This is a genomic window from Comamonas sp. GB3 AK4-5 (assembly GCF_041320665.1).
Classification (GTDB): Bacteria; Pseudomonadota; Gammaproteobacteria; order Burkholderiales; family Burkholderiaceae_C; genus Comamonas.
Genome location: NZ_CP166730.1, coordinates 1,513,127 through 1,534,363 on the forward strand (window position 1 = coordinate 1,513,127; position 21,237 = coordinate 1,534,363).

At 62.1% G+C, this 21,237-nt stretch carries 17 protein-coding genes and 1 pseudogene; 10 read left to right on the plus strand and 8 right to left on the minus strand.

From position 1 onward, the window contains the following. The first annotated feature begins 105 nt into the window (after positions 1-105). Positions 106-855: a class I SAM-dependent methyltransferase gene (locus ACA027_RS06725; RefSeq protein WP_370681630.1), complete on the plus strand. Its 750-nt coding sequence runs from the start codon at positions 106-108 to the stop codon at positions 853-855. Positions 856-948: 93 nt separating this feature from the next. On the opposite strand, the gene ACA027_RS06730 is transcribed toward ACA027_RS06725, so the two are convergent. From ACA027_RS06730 to ACA027_RS06740, 3 genes are all read right to left on the minus strand, one after another. Then, entirely contained in the window at positions 949-2,508 is a 1,560-nt protein-coding gene (locus tag ACA027_RS06730; RefSeq protein ID WP_370681631.1) for a malonyl-CoA synthase, read from the minus strand. A gap of 34 nt (positions 2,509-2,542) precedes the next feature. Next, positions 2,543-3,529, minus strand: a complete 987-nt coding sequence (locus ACA027_RS06735) for a Bug family tripartite tricarboxylate transporter substrate binding protein (protein WP_370681632.1) — start codon at positions 3,527-3,529, stop codon at positions 2,543-2,545. Positions 3,530-3,622: 93 nt separating this feature from the next. Then, on the minus strand, positions 3,623-4,372 hold the full coding sequence (locus ACA027_RS06740) for an enoyl-CoA hydratase/isomerase family protein (protein ID WP_370681633.1): 750 nt from the start codon (positions 4,370-4,372) through the stop codon (positions 3,623-3,625). A gap of 48 nt (positions 4,373-4,420) precedes the next feature. Here ACA027_RS06740 and ACA027_RS06745 point away from each other — a divergent pair, with 48 nt between their 5' ends. Continuing rightward, positions 4,421-5,086, plus strand: a complete 666-nt coding sequence (locus ACA027_RS06745; RefSeq protein ID WP_370681634.1) for a GntR family transcriptional regulator — start codon at positions 4,421-4,423, stop codon at positions 5,084-5,086. A 63-nt stretch (positions 5,087-5,149) separates the two neighbouring features. Here ACA027_RS06745 and ACA027_RS06750 read toward each other — a convergent pair. Further along, positions 5,150-5,356: pseudogene (locus ACA027_RS06750) on the minus strand (NAD(P)-dependent alcohol dehydrogenase); the annotation flags it as partial. 449 nt (positions 5,357-5,805) lie between these two features. Beyond that, positions 5,806-6,453, minus strand: a complete 648-nt coding sequence (locus ACA027_RS06755; RefSeq protein WP_370681635.1) for an OmpA family protein — start codon at positions 6,451-6,453, stop codon at positions 5,806-5,808. Positions 6,454-6,884: 431 nt separating this feature from the next. Between ACA027_RS06755 and ACA027_RS06760 the strand changes: the two genes are divergently transcribed. The 4 genes from ACA027_RS06760 (at position 6,885) to ACA027_RS06775 (ending at position 11,017) form a co-directional block, all read left to right on the plus strand. After that, positions 6,885-7,325, plus strand: coding sequence for a tripartite tricarboxylate transporter TctB family protein (locus ACA027_RS06760; RefSeq protein ID WP_370681636.1), 441 nt, complete (start codon positions 6,885-6,887; stop codon positions 7,323-7,325). A 2-nt stretch (positions 7,326-7,327) separates the two neighbouring features. Next, positions 7,328-8,827, plus strand: a complete 1,500-nt coding sequence (locus tag ACA027_RS06765) for a tripartite tricarboxylate transporter permease (protein ID WP_370681637.1) — start codon at positions 7,328-7,330, stop codon at positions 8,825-8,827. 83 nt (positions 8,828-8,910) lie between these two features. Beyond that, entirely contained in the window at positions 8,911-9,603 is a 693-nt protein-coding gene (locus tag ACA027_RS06770; RefSeq protein ID WP_370681638.1) for a response regulator transcription factor, read from the plus strand. 16 nt (positions 9,604-9,619) lie between these two features. Next, a complete protein-coding gene (locus ACA027_RS06775) occupies positions 9,620-11,017 on the plus strand; it encodes a sensor histidine kinase (RefSeq protein ID WP_370681639.1) in 1,398 nt (465 codons plus the stop codon). On the opposite strand, the gene ACA027_RS06780 is transcribed toward ACA027_RS06775, so the two are convergent. Together ACA027_RS06780 and ACA027_RS06785 are read right to left on the minus strand one after the other, a co-directional pair. Further along, positions 11,009-11,647, minus strand: coding sequence for a hemolysin III family protein (locus ACA027_RS06780; protein WP_370682528.1), 639 nt, complete (start codon positions 11,645-11,647; stop codon positions 11,009-11,011). The genes ACA027_RS06775 and ACA027_RS06780 overlap by 9 nt on opposite strands. Before the next feature lie 202 nt (positions 11,648-11,849). After that, positions 11,850-12,020 carry a hypothetical protein gene (locus tag ACA027_RS06785; RefSeq protein WP_370681640.1) on the minus strand — a complete coding sequence of 57 codons (171 nt, stop codon included), beginning with the start codon at positions 12,018-12,020 and terminating at the stop codon, positions 11,850-11,852. 647 nt (positions 12,021-12,667) lie between these two features. Between ACA027_RS06785 and ACA027_RS06790 the strand changes: the two genes are divergently transcribed. Next, positions 12,668-14,314 (plus strand): methyl-accepting chemotaxis protein, encoded by a 1,647-nt coding sequence (locus ACA027_RS06790; protein WP_370681641.1) that lies wholly within the window; start codon positions 12,668-12,670, stop codon positions 14,312-14,314. A 341-nt stretch (positions 14,315-14,655) separates the two neighbouring features. Further along, positions 14,656-16,329 (plus strand): methyl-accepting chemotaxis protein, encoded by a 1,674-nt coding sequence (locus ACA027_RS06795; RefSeq protein WP_370681642.1) that lies wholly within the window; start codon positions 14,656-14,658, stop codon positions 16,327-16,329. A gap of 176 nt (positions 16,330-16,505) precedes the next feature. Here ACA027_RS06795 and ACA027_RS06800 read toward each other — a convergent pair whose 3' ends face one another. Beyond that, a complete protein-coding gene (locus ACA027_RS06800; protein WP_370681643.1) occupies positions 16,506-16,964 on the minus strand; it encodes a RidA family protein in 459 nt (152 codons plus the stop codon). A 148-nt stretch (positions 16,965-17,112) separates the two neighbouring features. Between ACA027_RS06800 and ACA027_RS06805 the strand changes: the two genes are divergently transcribed. Both ACA027_RS06805 and ACA027_RS06810 read left to right on the plus strand, forming a co-directional pair. After that, positions 17,113-19,584 (plus strand): DNA internalization-related competence protein ComEC/Rec2, encoded by a 2,472-nt coding sequence (locus tag ACA027_RS06805; protein ID WP_370681644.1) that lies wholly within the window; start codon positions 17,113-17,115, stop codon positions 19,582-19,584. Positions 19,585-19,695: 111 nt separating this feature from the next. Further along, on the plus strand, positions 19,696-21,222 hold the full coding sequence (locus tag ACA027_RS06810; RefSeq protein ID WP_370682529.1) for a circularly permuted type 2 ATP-grasp protein: 1,527 nt from the start codon (positions 19,696-19,698) through the stop codon (positions 21,220-21,222). The last annotated feature ends 15 nt before the right edge of the window (positions 21,223-21,237 follow it).

Consider the following 21,237-nt stretch of genomic DNA (forward strand, 5'->3'; position numbering starts at 1 on the left):
ACCTCTTGCAAGAGGCCACAGCTTTTTTCATGTGTATTCCCACGCATGGCTATGCTGTGCCATGGTCGCTTTCAAGCTCATTTTCACGCTCGAGGGGAAGGCTGCATGGACTTCTACGACGAACTCGCACCCCTCTACCACCTGATTTATCCAGACTGGGACCGCAGCATGGCGCTCCAGGCCGAGCAGCTGGACCAACTGGTGCGCCAGCACTGGCCTGGCTCCCACAAGGTGCTGGATGTGGCCTGCGGCATTGGCACCCAGGCCCTGGGACTGGCTGCCTTGGGCTATAGCGTGGTGGCGTCAGACCTGTCCAGCAAGGAAGTGGAACGCGCCCGTGCAGAAGCTGAAAAACGGCAACTCACACTGGCGTTGAAGGTCGGGGACATGCGCCAGGCCCATGCCTTGCACGGTGGTGGTTTCGATGTGCTCATGGCTTGCGATAACGCCGTGCCCCATCTGTTGAACGACGAGGACTTGCTACAGGCCTTCAAGCAGTTCTTTGCCTGCCTCAAGCCCGGCGGCGGCTGTCTGATCACCGTCCGCGATTACGTCCGGGAGGAACGCGGCCGCAACCTGGTCAAGCACTACGGCGCACGCGTGGAAGACGGCAAGCGCTATGTGCTGTTCCAGGTTTGGGATTTTGAGGGCAGTCACTACGACTTCTCGTTCTTTGTGGTCGAAGAAGACCTGGCCACGGGCCAGGTGCACACCCATGTCATGCGCTCGCGCTATTACGCCGTTTCCACCGAGCGCTTGTGCGCGTTGATGGAGGACGCGGGGTTCGCGCAGGTGCAGCGCCTGGATGGCTGTTTTTATCAACCGGTGCTGGTGGGCACCAGGCCTCAAACCTAGCAGCAAGACCCGCCCCTTCCGCCGTGGTATATGCACCGTGGAAGAAGCGGAGTGGCCTTAGCATTGGGCGTGCTGGGGCTCGGCCTGAAGCGCTCAGCAGACGAGGGCGAAGCTGTCCTGATAGGTCTGACGCAAGATGTTTTTCTGCACTTTTCCCATGGCATTGCGGGGCAATTCGGCAATGACATGGCAGCGTTTTGGAACCTTGTATGCCGCCAATTGGGCTTTCAGTCGTTCCAGCACCTGCTGTTCATCGATGTGCACGCCTGGCTTGGCGATGAGGAGCAAGACACCGGCTTCACCAAAGTCTGCGTGAGGCACTCCGACTACAGCGCTTTCTTCCACGCCGGGCAGCTCGTTGACCATGGCCTCAATCTCTGCGGGATAGACGTTGTAGCCTCCTGAAATGATCAAGTCCTTGTTGCGCCCCACGATGCGCAAATAGCCTCGTGGGTCTATGAGCCCGACATCACCTGTCTTGAACCAGCCGTCTTGCGTGAATTCCTCCGCTGTTTTTTCGGGCATGCGCCAATAGCCGGAAAAAACGCTCTCTCCTTGCACCTGGATATTGCCTATCTCGCCTTGTGCAAGCGGTTGATTGGCATCGCTGGTGATGCGCAGCGCCATCTCGGGTAGCGGGAATCCCACGGTGCTGCCGCAGCGCTCAGACTGGTTTTGGTAACGGGGGTCAGGTGTGTAGGGGTTGGACGAGATGATGATGGTCTCGCTCATGCCATAGCGCTCCAAGATGGTGTGGCCGGTTCGGACTTTCCATTCGTTGAAGGTTTCAATCAGCAGCGGAGCCGAGCCCGAGATAAACAAGCGCATATGACGTGCTATCTCTGGTGTGAGGCTGGGCTCGCTCAGCATGCGCACATAAAAGGTTGGTACGCCCATCAACACGGTGGCCTTGGGCAGCTGGGCAATGACTTGCTTGGCATCAAACTTGGGTAGCCAGATCATCTTGCTGCCGTTGATCAACGCTGCGTGGATGGCAATGAAAAGGCCGTGCACATGGAAGATGGGAAGGGCGTGGATGAGCACATCGCCGTCTTGCCAGCCCCAGTATTGCTTCAAGCTGTGCGCATTGGCCATCAGATTTCCATGGCTGAGCATGGCGCCCTTGCTGCGCCCCGTGGTGCCACTGGTGTACAGAATGGCCGCGAGTGCGTCGGCTGTGCGGTGGACGTCATCGAACGCGCTGGCGAACAGATCCAAATCGGCCAACAGTGAGCCTGTGCTGTTGCCATCCAGCGTGAACACATGCCGGATGCCGGCCGAACCGGCCAGGGCATGGATCCAATCCAGATTCAGCGAGGTGCACACAAGCACCGCAGGCTCTGCGTTCTGGATGAAATATTCCATCTCGCCTTTTTTGTAGGCAGTGTTGAGCGGCAGAAAAACATGGCCGGCACGTACGGCGCCGAGGTACAGCGCTATGGCCTCGACGGATTTCTCCACCTGCACGGCAATGCGGCTGGCGGGAGGTAATTCCAGTGCTTGCAACTTGTGGGCAATCTTGGCGCTGAGCGCGTCCAGCTCATCCCAGGAGTAAGTCCTTGTGCCTCCGTCAGGCAAGATGCTTTCGATGGCTGCAGTGTGGCGATCGGCAGGGAAAAACGATTTCAGCTGGGTATAGAGGTTGTGGTTCATTCCAGAGCAATCCAATGGTGAAGTTGCAAACAGATCAGTTGCTGGTGGCGCCCGATTTCTTGACGTATTCCAGTGCCAGCTTTCCTTGGGCGAGTGCCCAGGTCTTGAACTGCTCGGGGCTTTCGGAGGCGGAAGGGGCATTGCCGGATTTCTCCAACTTCTCTCTAACCTTGTCGTCCTGCAGCGTTTTTTGGGCGGCGGCAAATAATTTGGCTTTGATCGGCTCGGAGAGTCCTGCAGGTGCATACAGGCCAAACCAGAAGTCTTGTGAGAAGCTTCCAAGGCCAGACTCCTTCATGGCAGGGAGTTCCGGGAAAAGCTTGGAGCGCTCGCTTTGCGTCACGGCAATCAGGCGGATCTTTCCGGCTTGGGCCAGGGGCAGGATCGAGGGTGGGGTGGCAAATTTCATATCGACATCGCCTGCGCCTACCGCTTGAATAGCCTGGGCCCCACCGCGGAAAGGTACCGCCAGCACATCAATGCCAGCGGCCGTCATGAATTGCAAGCCTGTGGTGTGGGTGAATACGCCGACGCCAGAGTGGCCATAGGACATTTTTCCGGGTGCTTTTTTGGCTGCGGCTACCAGATCCTGGACATTCTGATAAGGCAGCTTGGCACTAACGCCTATGAGTAAAGGTGCAGAGACCAATCGCGTAATAGGGGTGAAGCTGTTGGCCGCATCGTAATTGGCCGACTTGAAAAGGTATTGGTCGGAGCCATGCAGGCTGACCCCTGCCAAGAGGATGGTGTAGCCATCGGCAGGGCTTTTGGCCACCTGACTGGATGCCATGGTGGTGCCAGCGCCAGGCTTGTTCTCGATGATGATGGGCTGTCCCAGATTCCTGCCCAACTGATCGCCCACGATGCGCGCGACGGCATCCGCACCTCCTCCAGGAGGAAAGCCAACGACCAGCGTGATCGGCCGTTCTGGGTAGTTGTTCCCGGCTTGCGCCGCGCTTGTGAGCAGCAGCGTGGTGAAGGCGGCCGCTTGAAGTGCAGTCCGAATAAAGCATGTGGGCATTGTTGTCTCCTACTGGTTGTGATGGGCCTAGCACAATTTGCTCGCGGCCCTTTTTTGGCAAACCTGGCTGTCTGTGCTTGTCTTGGGCCTTGCTCAATGGCCGCTAAACGAAGGGAGGCGTTTTTCTTTCCATGCCTGCATTCCTTCGCGCAAATCGGCGGAGTTGACGGAGGCCTGTACGTCCAACTCCATTTGCTCGATGTCCCAAAGCCCGTTGGCGATCCTGTTGAGATTGCGCTTCATGCCGTGCAAAGCCAGCGGAGCCATTTTTAGCAGCTGCATCTCGAGCTGCATGAGGGTGGTGTCCAGCGCTTCGTGTTCGCAGTAATCGGTGAGCACGCCCAGCTCCTTCATCTCCAGGCCCGCAAAATGCTCGGCACGCAAAAGCACGCGTTTGGCTGCGTCGATACCCAGCCGTGTACACATGCGCTGCATACCTGTGGGATAAAAGTGCAAGCCCAGCTTGGCCGGTGGCACTTGCATATGAGATTGGCTGCTGCCTAGCCTAAAGTCGCAGGCTAGAGCGAGATCGACCGCGCCACCGTAGACGGCACCTTGTATGCGTGCGATGGTGATGGCTCTACATGCTTCGATGGCATCCACCATCTCACCGAAGGAGGTGCCTTTGGCCTGGCTTTGCTGGATGTTTTCAATATCAAAGCCGCTACAAAAATGACGGCCTTCGCCGACAATTTTGAGAATGCGCACGCTGGTGGTGCGATTGATCTGTTCAACATGGCTGCGCACAACGGCCAGGTCGGACAGTGTCAGCTTGTTAGCGACCTCGGGGCGTCGTAAGTTGAGGGTGGCCACAGCCCCCTGTATTTGTAGATCTGGTGACATACTACATCCAGTTATTGATATATCAGTTAATTTACCAACAACCATTCAATGCAGCAGATGGGACAAACCACTAATTCATCGTCCAGCCTCAGAGAGCGGATCAGGGCCTACATAGAGGAGTGTTTGCGGACCGGCCTGTGGACGCTGGACCAGACCATTGATGAGCAAGCCATTGCTAGCCACTTCGGTAGTTCAAGAACGCCGGTGCGTGAGGCTTTGCTGACTCTGGAGTCCATGGGCGTAGTGGCAATCGTGCCTCGATCAGGCACCAGAGTGCGACGTTTGGAGACGCGCGAGCTGGTCGCGATGATGGAGGCCTTGGGGGAATACGAGGGCATCGTGGCGCGGCTGGCCAGCTTGCGTGTGCAGGCAAAGGAAGGTGAGCAACTGCGCGCAGCGCTGGAGCGCACGGAGCATTACGCACAGATGCTCGATAGCGATGGCTATGAAAAGCAGAACAGAGTGCTACATGATCTGATATATCAGATTTGCAGAAATCCCTATATCGTGGAGCACACGCGCCTGATTCGTCTGCGTATCGCACCTTATCGCGGGCAAATGTTTGCGAGCCCGGCAAGGCTGAGAGAGTCTCAGCAGGAGCATGCCCAGGTGGTGGGGCATATCCTGGAAGGGCGTCCGGATGCAGCTGCAGAGGCGATGCGCAATCACATCTCCATGGGTGGCAAGGTATTTGCCAATTTGCTGCTGGTGTAAGCGTGGCAAGCGCAGCCAGCAAGGCTGGCTGCCGCGATTGGGGTGGTGACTTTGCGCATGTTCTCAAACCGCTGCTGCCTTGCGTTTGAGCGAGATGATGACGATCACAAAGCGGTACTCCACACTGCTTTTCAGCATGCGCGCATAGGCTTTGACGATGCTTTGGATGTCTATGCGTCCAATGTCCGAGGCGATGTCGTACTGGCCGCAAAAGTCCAGCATTTCCTGGGTTTCGGCAATGCAGCCAATGACGGAGCCGGCCACGGCCTTGCTCAGCGTCAGCGCCATCTGGCTCAGGCCAACCACGGCCACCTTGCTGCCGGGGCCCACTTTCCTGTGGCGCAGTGGGGCGACCAGGCCGTGGTGTCGATCCTTGTCTGATGGAGCAGCACAGCCTGCCCGGGTGTGGGCCGGCCTTGAAACGGCTGCTGGATCATCCGGATTTCGTGCTCAGCCCGCAGGTGCAGGAGGCCGTAGCCCGGCATGTGGCAGGCTGGAAAAATGTGTTGGCGATCTTCTCGCGGAGCGCCTGCGTAGAGACCGTCAACACCCTGTCAGGGGCGTGTTCCCTCTCTCCACGGCGCTGCGCACCACCCACGACGCATAAAACTGGCGTGCCCCAGGCCAGGGCACCGCGCAAGGGCCGCCCCGCCGCGCTGGTGCCGTCCCCCTCCGGCGAAGTCAGAGAGGGGGAAGACGCGCAGCGGCTCAGGGGGGCTTTATTTGCTCTCCATCACAAAAATCTCCACCCGCCGGTTCTGGGCGCGGCCGGCTTCGGTGTAGTTGCTGGCAATCGGCTCCCGTGCGCCGCGGCCCTCGGTTTGTATGCGTGGGCCTTGCACCTTGCGGCTGAAGATATAGCTGCGCGTGGTGTTGGCCCGCTGCAGCGACAGGGTTTCGTTGCTGGCAGCGTTGCCGCTGCTGTCGGCATGGCCCACGATCAGCACCTGGGTGGTGGGGTTGCGGCGCAGGCTGTTGGCAAAGCTGTTGAGTACGGTGCGCGCCTGGGGCCTGAGCACGGCGCTGTGGCTGTTGAAGGTGATGTCGGCGGGAAAGTTCAGCTTCAGGCGGTTGTCGTCCGTGCGCGTCACTTTGATCCCCGTGCCCTTGGTGGAACGCTCCAGCTCCTGCTTTTGGCGCTCCATGTTTTTGGACCAGAGATAGCCCACGGTGCCGCCGACTGCCGCACCCACGACCGCACCGGTGGCAGCTTTGCCGCCTGTGGCATGGGCCACGCCGGCCCCGGCAACCGCTCCCACGGCTGCGCCGGTGGCGGTATGGCGCTGGGTGGGGGTGGTGTTCTGGCAGCCGCTCAGGGCCAGGGCGGCCGCCAGGGCCAGGGGCAGTACAAGCTTGCAGCGCAGCATGGTGGGTCAGATGTAACAAAAATCAAGAGGCTCGATGGTAGCGGCTTTGCATGCAATCAACTGCAAAAGCTTGTGCAGAGCGCATAACGAGCTACAGGAAAGTGAGCGTGTGTTGGACGGTTCTCCCAGCGTAGCTGTTACATGCCGGTCGTACCGGGAACATGCTAGGGCTTGCTGGCTTCGCGGCCTGCTGAAAGACCTCTGGGTGGTGAGGAGGGAAATTATTTTTTCCCCATGCGCCATGCATTTTTGCCTGGAAAGATTAATTGTTTTTAATCTTTGCTCCATGGCTTGCTGTTTTTGTGGTGATAGTTAATTGTTTTTAATTTTGAAAGTTAAACAAAATTAATGCACGAAATTCTAGGTAATTTTGCGTACGACTTTTACCTGGGTGATCAAGACAATGGGCATCCTCTACGAACGGAGGTTGCATGTTAGATAGAGATATAAGAGACATATTGGCTGGTTTGTTCGTCTCCACCGTGGGTATTTATTTTGCCCTGGTGGGGTCTGAATACACTTTTGGCACGGCGGGGCGCATGGGGCCGGGTTATATACCCGTGGTGCTGGGCTGCATTCTGGTGGTGCTTGGCATCTTCATCATGACTCCCGCCTTTTTCCGCAAAGGGGAGAGCATAGAAGTGCACTGGGACAGCCTGATTGCATCGCTGCTTTCCTTGGTGGTTTTTGCTTTTGCGCTGAATATCATGGGCGTGTTTTTCAGCACCATGATTGCCGTGCTGATTGCCAGCGTGCCAAAACCCATGCATCTGATCAAGCGATTCATGATTGCTGCCGTGATTGCCGTGGTTACTTCGGTGATTTTTGTTATTGGTCTGGATATGACCATCTCCATGTTTCCTGAATTCTGAAAATGGAATTATTCAATAATCTCCTCTTGGGTTTGCAGGTTGCGTCGGACCCCGCCATTCTCTGGTTTTGTTTTCTGGGCGTTTTTCTGGGCACTGCCGTGGGCGTGCTGCCCGGCATTGGGGCCTTGGCGGCGATTTCGCTGCTGCTGCCTATGACGTACCACATGTCTCCCACCTCGGCCATCGTGATGCTGGCCGGCGTTTACTACGGCTCGCAATACGGGGGTTCTACCGCATCGATTCTGATGAATCTGCCGGGTGGGCCGGCTTCGGCGGTGACCTGTCTGGATGGCTATCCCATGGCCAAAAAAGGCAAGGCGGGCATAGCGCTGTTCATCACCACGATTGCATCACTGGTGGGCGCCATGATCGGCCTGCTGCTGCTGGTGCTGTTCTCGCCGGTGATTGCCGAAGTGGGTCTGAAGTTTGGCCCGGCCGAGCTGTTTGCCATGATGGTGATGGGCCTGGTGGCGGCGTCGTCCATTGGTGCGGGCTCGCCCGTCAAGGGTCTGGCCATGGTGGTCATGGGCGTGTTGCTGGGCATGGTGGGCACGGACGTGAACACCGGTATTGCGCGCTTTACCTTCGATATTCCGGAGCTGATGGATGGCATCAATCTGGTGGCGCTGGCCATGGGCTTGTTCGGTGTGTCGGAAGTGGTGCGCAACATCCATGGCCAGGATGAAACACAGAAGGTGGAGTCGGTGACGCTGCGCTCCATGATCCCCACGCGCCAGGAAATGAAGCGCTCCTACCCCGCCATGCTGCGCGGCTCGGCCCTGGGTTCGGCCCTGGGGGCGCTGCCCGGCGTGGGGCCGTCGATTGCGGCCTTTATGTCCTATGCCATTGAAAAGCGCGTGGCCAAGAACCCCGAGGAATTTGGCCACGGTGCGGTGCAGGGCATCTCGGCTCCCGAGTCGGCCAACAACGCCGCCGCGCAGACTGCCTTCGTGCCTTCGCTGTCCCTGGGCATTCCGGGCGATGCGGTGATGGCCATCATGCTGGGTGCGCTGATCATTCACGGCATCACCCCCGGGCCCATGCTGATCACCGAGCAGCCCGAGATGTTCTGGGGCCTGGTGGTGAGCTTTGCCATCGGCAACATCATGCTGGTGCTGCTGAATATTCCCACCATCGGCATCTGGGTGTCGCTGCTGCGCATTCCGTTCACCTGGCTGTATCCGGCCATCCTGGTGTTCGTGGCGCTGGGCGTGTACAGCGTCAACAACAACCACTTCGACATCTATATGGTGGCGGTGCTGGGGGCTCTGGGCTATTTGCTGATGCTGCTGCGCTTTGAGGCCGCACCTCTGCTGCTGGGCTATATCCTGGGGCCCATGGTGGAAGAGAATCTGCGCCGCACCTTGCTGATTTCGCGTGGTGATCCGTCGGTGTTCTTTGAGCGTCCCATCAGTGCCGTGCTGCTGTATGTGACGCTGGCCATGCTGGCCTGGACAATGTTCAAGTTCGTGCGTGGCAGCCTGCGCAGGCCACGCGTTTAAGCCGGTCTATCCTCCCTAGAATGGCCCTTTGGTGTGCAAACGCCTTAGAGCGTGAACACGTTCTTAGGGCCTTTTTTCTTGTGATGAAGCATATTTTGTTGATTGAGGACGACGGCGCGAATGCCCAGTACGTGATGGAGCACCTGAACCATTCGGAGTGCCAGATCACGCATGCCGCCGAAGCCAATACCGGGCTGCAGCTGGCGCTGTCGCGCACCTGGGACTGCATCATCCTGGACCGCATGCTGCCCATGGGGGTGGATGGCATTGACATCCTCAAGGCGCTGCGTGCCATTGCCAACCGCACGCCGGTGATTGTGGTGAGTGCACTGGAGCAGACCGAGGAGCGCATACGCTGCCTCAAGGCCGGTGCAGACGACTACCTCACCAAGCCTTTTTACCTGGGCGAGCTGGCGGCGCGGCTGGAAGCTTTGATGCGGCGCAGCGCGACGGTGATGGGCCAGGCCGAGCATATGTTGCAGCTGGGGGCGCTGCATGTGAATCTGCTGACCCATGCGGTTTACCGGGCCGGTGAAAAAATCAGTCTGAATCCACGCGAGTTCAAGTTGCTGAGCTATCTGGTGAAGAACGCCGGCCAGACCGTGACACGGGCCATGGTGCTGGAAAACGTCTGGGAGTACGACTTTCAGCCGGAGACCAACATCATCGATGTGCACATCAGCCATTTGCGCCAGAAGATCGATCTGCCGGATGCCAACTCGCTGATCCGCACGGTGCGCGGTGTGGGCTACCGCATTGATGCGCCGCTGGCCTGATGGAAAGGGAAAGCAGATGGCGTTGTCGCCGCGCAGGGCGTGGCAGTCCAATTCGTTTCGCGTGGCGCTGTGCTTCAGCGCCGTGGTGGTCAGCATACTGGCCGGTACGCTGGCGGTGTACTACGTGGAGATCGTGGGTACGGACAGCCAGCGGCTGGACGACTACGCGCTGCGCAACAGCAAGCGGCTGCAGGCCGTCTACGAGCAGCAAGGCGAGCCGGCGCTGATCGCGGAAATCCAGCAACTGGTGAGCGACGGCATAGACAGCCAGGAAGAGATCTTCAGCTACCAGGACGCCCAAGGCCAGGCCTGGGCCGGCAATGCCATTGCCGATATGCGCCATGCCCAGGATTCGGCCGCATTGCAGGATTTGCCTTTTGAGCGCGAAGACCTGCGCTTCACCGGGCGGGTGCAGCTCACAGCGCTGGGCGAGGGGCGGTTTTTGATCGCCGGCAGTGACCTGCAGGCGCTGACCGATATCCAGCACCGCTATATGAAGGCCACAGGCCTGGCCCTGTTGCTGGCGGTGGGGCTGTCGCTGCTGGGGGCGCTGGCCTTTGTGCGGCTGATGGACCGGCGCGCCGGTGATATCCGCCGTGCACTGCGCCAGGCCGGCCAGGGCAATCTGCAGTTCCGCATTGCCATGAAGCAGGGCAAGAGCGATGAGTTCACGCTGCTGGAGCAGGACATCAACCTGATGCTGGAGCAGCTGGAGCATCTGGTGGGCGGCATACGCCATGTCTCGAACATGATGGCCCACAATCTGCGCACGCCGTTGAACCGCGCTTTGCACCATGTGCAGTCGGCCCTGGATGCACCCGAAAGCCGCAGCCAGGAGCAGCTGGAACAGGTGCTGGAGGAACTGGGCCAGCTCCAGCGCCTGTTCTCCAAAATGCTGCTGCTGGCCGAGGTGGAAGCCGGTGTGGGTCAGCACAATTTTGCGCTGCTGGACCTGGATCAGGTGTTGCAGGAGGTGCTGGACTATTACGCGCCGTTGTTCATTGACCGCCAGGTGCTGCTGCACACCGATCTGCATCCGCACTGCACGGTGCGCGGTGACAGCCATTTGCTGGCCAACGCCCTGTCCAACCTATTGGACAATTTTTTGAAGTATGGCGAGCAGGACGGCCTGCTGCGGCTGGAGATTGGCTTGCGTGTGCAAGATGGTGCGGTGTGCCTGCGTTGGCGTGACCATGGCTGCGGCGTGCAAGAGGAAACATTGCAGCGCCTGGCCGTGCATTTTGTGCGTGACCCGCGCCACCAGCAGCTGCCCGGCCACGGCCTGGGCCTGTCCAGCGTGCAGGCCATTGTGCGGCTGCATGGCGGTGAGATCGGCTGGCGCAACAGCCAGCCTGGGCTGGAGACCGTGATACGTTTGCCGCTGGCGGCCGAGGAAGTGCCGTCTTCAAGCTGAGCCGGCTGCGTCCGGCAGCACATAGGCCAAAACGGTCGCATAGTGCAGGGCGCTGCCGGCCAGCACAAACAAATGCCAGATGCCGTGGAAGTGGCGCACACGCTGGTCCAGCGCAAAAAACACAATGCCCACGGTGTAGAGCAGGCCACCCAGGGCCAGGCAGACAAAACCGGCCGTACCCAGGGCCTCAAGCAGCGGCTCCACCGCCACCAGCGCCACCCAGCCCATGAGGGCATACAGCACAAGGGACAACACCCTGGCCTCGCTGCGGGGCTTGAGCTCTTGCAGCATGCCCACTGCGGCCAGGCCCCAGACCACGCCAAACAGCGACCAGCCCCAGGCACCGCGCAGGCTGATCAGGCAAAACGGTGTGTAGCTGCCGGCAATCAAGAGGTAGATGCTCAGGTGATCCAGCTTGCGCAGCACCTGTTTGGCCCGGCCGCGCACGCTGTGGTAGCTGGTGGAGATGGCATACAGCAGCACCAGGGTGGTGCCGTAGACCGCCACGCTGGTAATGCCCATGCCGTCGCTGTGCAAACTGGCATAGACCAGCAGCCATACGGCACCACCCAGGGCCAGCAAGGCACCCAGCAGGTGTGACCAGGCATTGAATCGCTCTCCTTCATACATGGTTCGCAGTTCCTCTCGCATACGCCGATGTGAAGTGCAGGCAGTGTGTCGTCTCTATGTAAAGCAACAGCCCCGAAAACCATGCGGCGTTCGGGGCTGAAGGGAGTGTTGAGGCTCCGGAAACCGGAGCGGCAGCGGCAGAGCCACACACAGCGAAAGAGGTCTGCTTTGGCCGCTCCGGCGGAGAGGGGCGCCTGGAGGCTTATTCGCTTTCGCTGGGGCTGCCGCAGTCGTCGCAGGCTTCGGTGCTGCAGCCGCCTTCGGCCTCGATGGTGTGGGTGCACATGCAGTGCGGGCAGAGGATGCGGCCGAGGTAGCTGCCTTCGGTGGAAGCGGTGGTGTCAGCGGCGAGGGTCACGTGGCGGTTGGGCATGGGATGCTCCTTCAAAGCAGGTGGCGCTGGCGTTGAGGCCTGTTGCGCCGAATGAAAGTCATGGGTGTGAAACACCATCCCTTGCACAACTTGAATTTAAGCACGGTAGTGCGGAAATTCTGGCTGGCAGTGCGGTACAGCAGGTCAACGCTGTGGTCCTGAGCGGGGGCGTCGGAGGGTGAATCCAGCGCCACCACTGCGGGTTGGCATGGTTTGTATTGTTTGCGTCGCAGCAATTTTTTTAAAACTGTGCAAAAAATAATATTTCCTTTTTAAATCAATAAGTTAAATTAGTTTTCCGTATTGTGGGAATATTTTGCGTGGTGCAAAAAGGCCAAATCCTCTGATTTTTTTGCAATATGAAATCAAAATTTCGTAATACGGGAAAATGCGGCGATGCAGCGTGAATCTGCGGCAGCATCTGCAGCAAAAGGCGGTGGCGTGCTGGGATGGTGAAAGAAATGCACCAATGCCAGATTTTTGGGTGCTGATAAGACCAACTGAATGCGCCTTGTGTGGGGTCGAGATTCGGGGACATGGTGCTAACACCAATACGGACGGCCGGCGGTTTGTTGTCCACTCCATAAAGCGAACGGATGTGCTTTTTTGTGCGGAGGTCGCGATAAAAATAAAGGGAGACAAAGGCTATGAAGCACATCGGCGTGACACACAAGCTGTGGCTGGGAGTGGGGGCCATCGTGGTGGGGTCTGTGGTGATCGTGGGGCTGGCGGGCTACAACTCGGCCCAGCACCAGAAAAAGCATGGCGAGCAAGACCGGCTGCTGTCGCTGCGGCTGGAGCAGGCCACGCGCTGGCAGGCCCTGGCACAGGTGAATGCCGTGCGCACCCAGGCCTTGGTGCGCAGCAGGGACGCTCAGGATCTGTCCGAGATGCAGGCGCAGCTGCAGGCCACCAGCGGGCAGATCAGCCAGCTGCAGCAGGCGCTGGAGTCTTCGGGCCTGGATGATGCCGATCGCAGCCAGATGCAGGAGCTCAAGCAGCAGCAGCAGGCCATGCAGGCCCAGCGCGAGCGCCTGGTGCAGCAAGCGCGGGATGCCGCGGCCCAAGGGCAGCAGGCGGCCAGTGGCGACTTTGAACAAGCCATGCAGGTCTATCTGGCGGCACTGCAGACCTTTGTGCAGCACCAGGCCGATGGGCTGGCCTCCATGCGGGCCGAAATGGGGGCGGCCCGCCAGGGCGTGGTGCGCGCAGCGGCCCTGAACATGGTGGTGCTGCTGCTGGGCATCGCCGTGGGGGCTTATGTGCTCATCAATGGCATACGCCGCTCGCTGGTGCAAGCCAATGGCATTGCGGGGGAGATTGCCGAGGGCGATCTGCGTGCGCAGTGGCAGGTGCAGCGCCAAGATGAATTTGGCCAGCTGCTGCTGTCGCTGCAGGCCATGAGCCAGTCGCTGGGGGGCATGATCCAGGACGTGCGCACCAGCGGCGATGCGATTGCCCAGGCCAGCGCCGAAATCGCCAGCGGCAACCAGGATTTGTCGCAGCGCACCGAGCTCACCTCCAGCCATTTGCAGCAGGCCGCCAGCGCCATGCTGCAGCTCAACGGCATGTTGCAGCAAACGGCAGGCAGCGCCCAGCAGGCGGCGGGCCTGGCGCAGCAGGCTTCCGGCGTGGCCGAGCGCGGTGGGGCCGTGGTGCAGCAGGTGGTGAGCACCATGACCGACATCCACGTGCGCAGCCAGAAGATTGCGGACATCATCGGCGTCATCGATGGCATTGCCTTTCAGACCAATATCCTGGCACTCAATGCCGCCGTGGAAGCCGCACGCGCAGGTGAGCAGGGCCGGGGCTTTGCCGTGGTGGCATCCGAGGTGCGCTCCCTGGCCGGGCGCAGCGCCCAGGCTGCCAAGGAGATCAAGCAGCTGATACAGGACTCGGTGGACCGCGTGGCCGATGGTGCCCGCCTGGTGCAGGACGCGGGCACCACCATGACCGAGGTGGTGCAGTCCATACAGCGCGTCAGCAGCGTGATGGCGCAGATCAACGCCAACGCGGCAGAGCAGCGTGACGGCGTGGCCCAGGTGAGCGAGGCCGTGGGCGCCTTGGACCAGATGACCCAGCAAAATGCGGCCCTGGTGGAGGAGAGCGCTGCCGCTTCCAAAAGCCTGAGTGAGCAGTCCCTGCACATGAAAACCGTGGTGGAGCGTTTCAAGGTGCCCGCCGCAACGGCAGTCGCACCAGGCATGGGTCTGATGGCGCAGGCCGGAGGCGGCGCGCAGCATCGCAATATGGCGGTTGCCGCACCGCAGGGCATGCTGGAGCTGCAAGCCTAGGCCACGGCAGCATGCATCTGCCAGCGGTAGCGGAGCCCGCGTGGAAAAGGCCTGTCTTGTGATGGGGCTGGCTCTCGGGGGACGCTTCCCGCTGGCTCTGTGCGGCACAGGCCGGGGCTACACAGAGTCGCATCAAGGCCCTGCACATGTATAAAAAAAATCAGCACGGCATCCGGCATGGTTTGTGCTGCATCACACCGGCGTGGAATAACGGTGGCACCAGCGTCAATCTATCCGGTGAACCCCTGATGCGAACCTAGGGACTGGCACGTTCCACTCACGGTATCCAAACGCCAGAACGCACGGCGCGTGCTCCCTACGCCTGCCAACCAGGAACAGCAATGAACAACATCAGTGTGACGCGCAAACTGTGGATCAGTGTGCTGTGCATCGTGGCGGGGCTCGCAGGCCTGGCCGGTTTTGCCGGTATCAGCGCTTACCGCATGCAGCAACAGCAACAGGCGCAGGAGGCCGAGTTGGCCGAGCGCATGGAGCAAGCCAGCCAATGGGCGGGGCTGACCCGCGCCAATGCGGTGCGCACCCTGGCCGTGGTGCTGAGCACCGAGCCCAGCGTCAGCCAGGAGTTCTCGCCCACGATCAAGGCCACCACGGAGCGGATCTCGGGCGTGCAGAAAAAGCTGGAGGCTGCCGACCTGACCGCCGCCGACAAGGCGCAGATGGAACGTATCGCCCAGCTGCGCAGCGACATGATCCAGCTGCGCCAGCAAGCCCTCAAGCTCAAGGAGGCAGGGCAGACGGCAGAAAGCGCACAGCTGGTGCAGTCCCGCTTCAAGCCGGCGGTGGACCAATATCTGGAAGGGTTGCAGGCCTTTGTGGACATGCAGGAGGCCGGCATTCTCCGCATGCGCGGCGACATGGCCGGCACGCGCGGCCAGCTGGCGCTGTGGTCGGGGCTGGGGCTGCTGGCGCTGGTGGTGGCCATTGTGTTGGGCGCGTACTGGCTGATCAACAGCATCCGCCAGCCGCTGGCGCAGGCCAACGCCATTGCAGAGCGCATTGCCGCAGGCGATCTGAGCCAGCATGTGGGCGTGGACCGCAGCGATGAATTCGGCCAGTTGCTGCTGTCGCTGCGCAATATGAACCAGGCGTTGGGGGGCATGATTTTGGAGGTGCACCGCAGCACCGACAACATTGCCCTGGCCAGCAGCGAAATCGCCGTGGGCAATCAAGACCTGTCGCAGCGCACCGAGCAGACTTCCAGCCGATTGCAGCAGGCCGCCACGGCCATGACCGAGCTCACCGGCACGCTGCAGCAAACGGCCGGCAGTGCCCAGCATGCGGCAAAGATGGCGGAGCAGGCCTCGGGCGTGGCCCAGCGCGGTGGCCAGGTGGTGGGCCAGGTGGTCAACACCATGAATGACATCCATGCCAGCAGCCAGAAGATTGCCGACATCATCGGCGTCATCGATGGCATTGCCTTCCAGACGAATATCCTGGCGCTGAATGCGGCGGTGGAAGCGGCGCGTGCCGGAGAGCAGGGCCGGGGCTTTGCCGTGGTGGCTTCCGAGGTGCGTTCGCTGGCCGGGCGCAGTGCCGAGGCCGCCAAGGAGATCAAGCTGCTGATCCAGGCCTCGGTGGAGCGTGTGGCCGATGGCGCCCGCCTGGTGCAGGAGGCGGGTGGCACCATGCAGGAAATCGTGCAGTCCATTCAGCGCGTGACCTCGACCATGGCCGAGATCAACGCCGTGGCCGCCGAGCAACGCGATGGCATCACCCAGGTGAGCGAGGCCGTCAGCTCGCTGGACCAGATGACGCAGCAAAACGCCGCTTTGGTGGAAGAAAGCGCGGCCGCTTCGCAAAGCCTGAGCGAGCAGTCCCAGCACATGAAGGCGGTGGTGCAGCGCTTCAAGGTGCCGGCCGACATGGGCCAGGGCCTGGGCATGATGGCCCAGGCGGGCGGCGGCGCGCACCAGCACATGGGGATCCCCGCAGCACGCGGGAGCCAGGCCGCCTCCGCCCGGGCTGCGCAAAACATGCTGGAGCTGGAAGGCTGAGCGCCACGCCGGGGCTACCCATAAAAAAACCGCCACAAGCCTGATGGGCTGTGGCGGTTGTTCTTTGGATGCTATCGAGAAGAGAGCTTCACTAGCCTATGTGTCAATGGTTTCATGCATAAACACCATGAAGATCCAGTGTGCAAAGGCGATGGCTGCTCTCTTTTTTATGAGATTCAGGCGATCTCGGCGATCAGCTCGATCTCCACGCAGGCACCCATGGGGATTTGCGCCACGCCAAAGGCGCTGCGGGCATGCGTGCCCTTGTCGCCAAACACCTCGCCCAGCAGTTCGGAGCAGCCATTGGTGACCAGGTGCTGCTCGGTGAAACCGGAGGTGGAGTTCACCAGGCTCATCACCTTGACGATGCGCTGCACGCGGTTCAGGTCACCGCCGCAGGCGGCCTGCAGCGTGCCCATCAGGTCCACGGCCACGGCGCGTGCGGCCTGCTTGCCTTCTTCGGTGCTGATGGCGCCGCCCAGCTGGCCTGCCCACACCTTGCCATCCTTGCGGGCAATATGGCCGCTCAGAAACACCAGCTTGCCCGTCTGCACAAAAGGCACATAGGCCGCAGCCGGCACCGCCAGCGGAGGCAGGGTGATGTTCAGGGCTTGGAGTTTGTCGTAGACGCTCATGGAAATTCCTTGAATGGGATGGGAAAAAGGCCGGGCGCTGCGCGCCTATGGGGCCGCGCAGCGATGCGGACCTCCGGGACCAGCCTGACAGTATGCCAAGAGCCATCCCCTTTTCTGCGCAGCTTCGCGCTTTGTTCGGCCTTGTCGCATGTCCACCACCTCGACTTTGTTGCGCACACCATGGGCCCGCCCGGGCAGCTGGGCCTTGGCAGCGGTGGCCGGTGTGGCGCTGCAGCTGCTCCAGCCCGCGCTGTGGCGCATCCAGGTCTATGCAGGGTGTGGCCTGGGAGCTGCCGGGCTGTGGCTGGCCTGCTGGTCCATGGCCTGGCACTGGCGGCGCTCGCCACAGTCCCGCTGGCGCTGGGTGTTGTGGGCCATGGGGTGGGCGGCCTGGGCCTGCATGGCTTTTGCCAGCGCCGGCCTGCAGGCGCTGCAGCAGCAGGCGCAGCGGCTGGCCCCCGATCTGGAAGGTGTGGACCTGCAGGTCCACGCCGTGGTGGACGCCATGCCGCAGCGCACGGCCCAGGGCTGGCGGCTGCGGCTGGCCGTGCTGCACGCCCAGCGCCCCAGACCCGAGGGCGGTCTGGTGGATGCCGAGCTGCCCCAGTTGCTGGAGGTGATGTGGTATGCACCGCGCACCGCCCTGGCTGGAGCGCAGGAAGCCGTGTCGAGCGAGGCATTGCCCGCCGTGCTGGCCGGTGAGCGCTGGCAATGGACGCTGCGCCTCAAGGCCCCGCATGGTGCACGCAACCCCCATGGCTTTGACTGGGAGCTGTGGCTGTGGGAGCAGGGCGTGGGTGCCACCGGCTATGTGCGCACCGGGCCAGGCCTGCCGCCGCCCGAGCGCCTGGCCGCAGCCGGCATGGCGCGGCCCGTGGAGCAGCTGCGCCAGCATGTGCGCGATGCCATCGTGGCGCGTGCCGAAGCACAGCCGCAGGGCAATGCCCATGCCCGGGCCCTGGGCGTGGTGGCGGCCCTGGTCACGGGTGACCAGCGCGCCATTGCCACGGAGGACTGGGAGGTGTTCAGGCGCACCGGTGTGGCCCATCTGGTCAGCATCTCGGGCCTGCACATCACCATGTTTGCCTGGCTGGCCACGGCGGCCATGGGCTGGTTGTGGCGGCGCAGCCAGCGCTTGTGCCTGTGGTGGCCGGCACCCCAGGCCGCGTTATGGGCCGGCGTGCTGCTGGCCGCCAGCTATGCCTTGTTCAGCGGTTGGGGGCTGCCGGCCCAGCGCACCGTAGGCATGCTGGCCGTGGTGGCCTGGCTGCGCAGCGGCGGCTGGCAATGGCCCTGGCATGCGGTGTGGGCCGTCACCTTGGCGGTGCTGGCGCTGTGGGACCCCTGGGCGCTGTGCCAGGCAGGTTTTTGGCTCAGCTTTGTGGCCGTGGGGGTGCTGCTGGCCTCGGGCACCGCCGCGCCGTCCCAAGGCCTGTGGGGCGAGCTGCGCAAGCTGGCGCGAGAGCAGTGGCTGGTGGTGGTGGCGCTCAGCCCGCTGTCGCTGCTGTTCTTTGGCCAGGTGTCGCTGGCGGGCATATTGGCCAATCTGCTGGCCATTCCCTGGATCACGCTGGTGGTCACACCGCTGGCCATGCTGGGAGTGGTCTGGCCGCCGCTGTGGGAGGCGGCCGCTTTCTGCGTGCAGTCCATGCTGTGGCTGCTGCAGGCCATGGCGGCCTGGCCCTGGGCCAGCCTGGCACGCCCCCAGGCGCCTTGGTGGGCGGCACTGGCGGCCATGGCTGGGGGCGTGTTGCTGGCCATGCCCTGGCCCCGTGCTTGGCGGCTGCTGGCCCTGTCGCTGCTGTGGCCGGCGCTGTGCTGGCAGACACCGCGCCCAGCGCATGGCATGTTCGACCTTTTGGCCCTGGATGTGGGCCAGGGCAGCGCCATCTTGCTGCGTACGGCGCGGCACAGCCTGCTGTTTGATGCCGGCCCAGCCTGGTATGGCGGCGACGCCGGCGCGCGTGCCGTGCTGCCCCTGTTGCAGGCCTGGGGCGAGCGCCTGGATGTGCTGCTGCTCAGTCACAGCGATATGGACCATGTGGGCGGTGCGGACAGCGTGCTGGCGGCCCAGCCCTGGGTGGACTTGCGGGGTGCGGGCGCTGCCGACCTGGCCTCTGCGCAGCACAAGCCCTGGCAGCCCTGTGTGGCAGGCCAGCAATGGGAATGGGATGGCGTGCTGTGGCAGGTGCTGTACCCGCCGGCTGGGGGCGCGGTGCAGGGCAACCCCTCCAGCTGTGTGCTGCGGGTGCAGGCCGCCAATGGCGCGGCGGCGCTGTTGACCGGCGACATCGAGGCGCCGCAGGAGGCCGCGCTGCTGCGTTCCGGCCAGCGACTGACGGCCGATCTGCTGCTGGCGCCCCACCATGGCAGCCGCACCTCATCCAGCCCGGCTTTTGTGGCGGCGGTAGCGCCGCGCACCGTGGTGGTGCAGGCCGGCTACCGCAACCGCTTCGGCCATCCGGCCCCGCAGGTGGTGCAGCGCTATGCAGGCCTGGGCGTGGCGGTGGTGGCAACGCCCCAATGCGGTGCGGCGTATTGGCAGGCCGAGGCCGCACAAACCGTGGACTGTGAACGCCAGCGCCACCGGCACTATTGGAGTGCGGCCACAGCACCGTGACGCCTTGGAGGTCGTGTCGCAGTGTGGGCTTACACTGTTTGGTTGATTCCATAGAACATCGCTATGGCCCGTAACTTGCTTGGTAATCCCAGGAGGCCCACGATGTCCATGATGCAGAAGTACGACGAGATGTACGCCCAGCTGCCCTTTGGCGGCAGCGATGTGCGTGCGCATTACAAGGCCTATGCGCAGTGGCTGGCGCAGCAGCCTCCCGCCACCCTGGCGGACCGGGCCGCCGAGGCCGAACTGATCTTCCGCCGTGTCGGCATCACCTTTGCGGTGTACGGCGACAAGGACGCGGGCGGCGCGGGCACGGAGCGGGTGATTCCCTTTGACCTGATTCCCCGCATCATCCCCGGTGCGGAGTGGCAGCGCATGGAGGCCGGCCTGGTGCAGCGGGTGACGGCGCTCAACCGTTTCATTGAAGACATCTACCATGAGCAGGCCATTTTGCGCGCCGGCCTGGTGCCTACCGAGCTGATTGCCCGCAACAGCCAGTACCGCCCCCAGATGGCCGGGGTGGAAGTGCCACGCGGCATTTATGCGCAGATTGCCGGCATCGACATCGTGCGGGCCGCGAACGCCCAGGGCGAGGGCGAATACTTTGTGCTGGAAGACAATCTGCGCGTGCCTTCTGGCGTGTCCTACATGCTGGAAAACCGCCGCATGATGATGCGGCTGTTTCCCGATCTGTTCACCCGCCATGCCGTGGAGCCGGTGGCCCATTACCCGGACATGCTGCTGGAGACGCTGCGCGCCAGCGCGCCGGCGGCGGCCTCATCGGCCTCGGCCACGGTGGTGGTGCTGACCCCGGGCATGCACAACAGCGCCTATTTCGAGCATGCATTCCTGGCCCAGCAAATGGGCGTGGAGCTGGTGGAAGGGCAAGACCTGGTGGTGCGGGACAAGCGGGTCTATATGCGCACCACGCGGGGTCTGCGCCAGGTGGATGTGATCTATCGCCGGGTGGATGACGATTTTCTGGACCCCCAGGTGTTCCGTCCGACTTCCACACTGGGTTGCCCCGGTTTGATGGAGGCCTTGCGCGCCGGCAACGTCAGCGTCTGCAACACCGTGGGAACCGGCATTGCCGACGACAAATCCGTCTACCCCTATGTGCCGGAGATGATCCGCTTCTACCTGGGCGAGGAGCCCATTCTCTCGAATGTGCCCACCTGGCTGTGCCGCAAGCCCGATGATTTGAAATACGTGTTGGACCATTTGCACGAGCTGGTGGTCAAGGAGGTCCATGGCGCCGGGGGCTATGGCATGTTGATAGGCCCGGCCGCCACACGCGCCGAGATCGCGGACTTTCGCCGCGCCCTGCTGGCCAACCCCGAGGGCTATATCGCCCAGCCCACGCTCAGTCTGTCCAGCTGCCCGACCATGGTGGACAGCGGCATTGCGCCGCGCCATATCGACCTGCGCCCCTTTGTGCTCAGCGGCGAAACCGTGCGCATGGCCGCCGGCGGCCTGACCCGCGTGGCGCTGCAGGAAGGCTCGCTGGTGGTGAATTCTTCGCAGGGCGGCGGCACCAAGGACACCTGGGTGTTGAATGCCGAGGCATCGGGCCAGCCATCGCCCGAGCTGGTGCAGGCATTGGGCGGGATGGTGCAGGGCATGGGGGGGCGTTTGTGATGCATTGCCTGTCTT

Bases quoted from the DNA above. Each gene is read 5' to 3' on its own strand.
- ACA027_RS06730 (WP_370681631.1), bottom strand. From the start codon at position 2,508: ATGAACCACAACCTCTATACCCAGCTGAAATCGTTTTTCCCTGCCGAT.
- ACA027_RS06800 (WP_370681643.1), bottom strand. From the start codon at position 16,964: ATGAGCGTCTACGACAAACTCCAAGCCCTGAACATCACCCTGCCTCCG.
- ACA027_RS06795 (WP_370681642.1), top strand. From the start codon at position 14,656: ATGAACAACATCAGTGTGACGCGCAAACTGTGGATCAGTGTGCTGTGC.
- ACA027_RS06780 (WP_370682528.1), bottom strand. From the start codon at position 11,647: ATGTATGAAGGAGAGCGATTCAATGCCTGGTCACACCTGCTGGGTGCC.
- ACA027_RS06770 (WP_370681638.1), top strand. From the start codon at position 8,911: ATGAAGCATATTTTGTTGATTGAGGACGACGGCGCGAATGCCCAGTAC.
- ACA027_RS06755 (WP_370681635.1), bottom strand. From the start codon at position 6,453: ATGCTGCGCTGCAAGCTTGTACTGCCCCTGGCCCTGGCGGCCGCCCTG.
- ACA027_RS06790 (WP_370681641.1), top strand. From the start codon at position 12,668: ATGAAGCACATCGGCGTGACACACAAGCTGTGGCTGGGAGTGGGGGCC.
- ACA027_RS06725 (WP_370681630.1), top strand. From the start codon at position 106: ATGGACTTCTACGACGAACTCGCACCCCTCTACCACCTGATTTATCCA.
- ACA027_RS06765 (WP_370681637.1), top strand. From the start codon at position 7,328: ATGGAATTATTCAATAATCTCCTCTTGGGTTTGCAGGTTGCGTCGGAC.
- ACA027_RS06775 (WP_370681639.1), top strand. From the start codon at position 9,620: ATGGCGTTGTCGCCGCGCAGGGCGTGGCAGTCCAATTCGTTTCGCGTG.
- ACA027_RS06760 (WP_370681636.1), top strand. From the start codon at position 6,885: ATGTTAGATAGAGATATAAGAGACATATTGGCTGGTTTGTTCGTCTCC.
- ACA027_RS06810 (WP_370682529.1), top strand. From the start codon at position 19,696: ATGCAGAAGTACGACGAGATGTACGCCCAGCTGCCCTTTGGCGGCAGC.
- ACA027_RS06745 (WP_370681634.1), top strand. From the start codon at position 4,421: ATGCAGCAGATGGGACAAACCACTAATTCATCGTCCAGCCTCAGAGAG.
- ACA027_RS06805 (WP_370681644.1), top strand. From the start codon at position 17,113: ATGTCCACCACCTCGACTTTGTTGCGCACACCATGGGCCCGCCCGGGC.
- ACA027_RS06740 (WP_370681633.1), bottom strand. From the start codon at position 4,372: ATGTCACCAGATCTACAAATACAGGGGGCTGTGGCCACCCTCAACTTA.
- ACA027_RS06735 (WP_370681632.1), bottom strand. From the start codon at position 3,529: ATGCCCACATGCTTTATTCGGACTGCACTTCAAGCGGCCGCCTTCACC.
- ACA027_RS06785 (WP_370681640.1), bottom strand. From the start codon at position 12,020: ATGCCCAACCGCCACGTGACCCTCGCCGCTGACACCACCGCTTCCACC.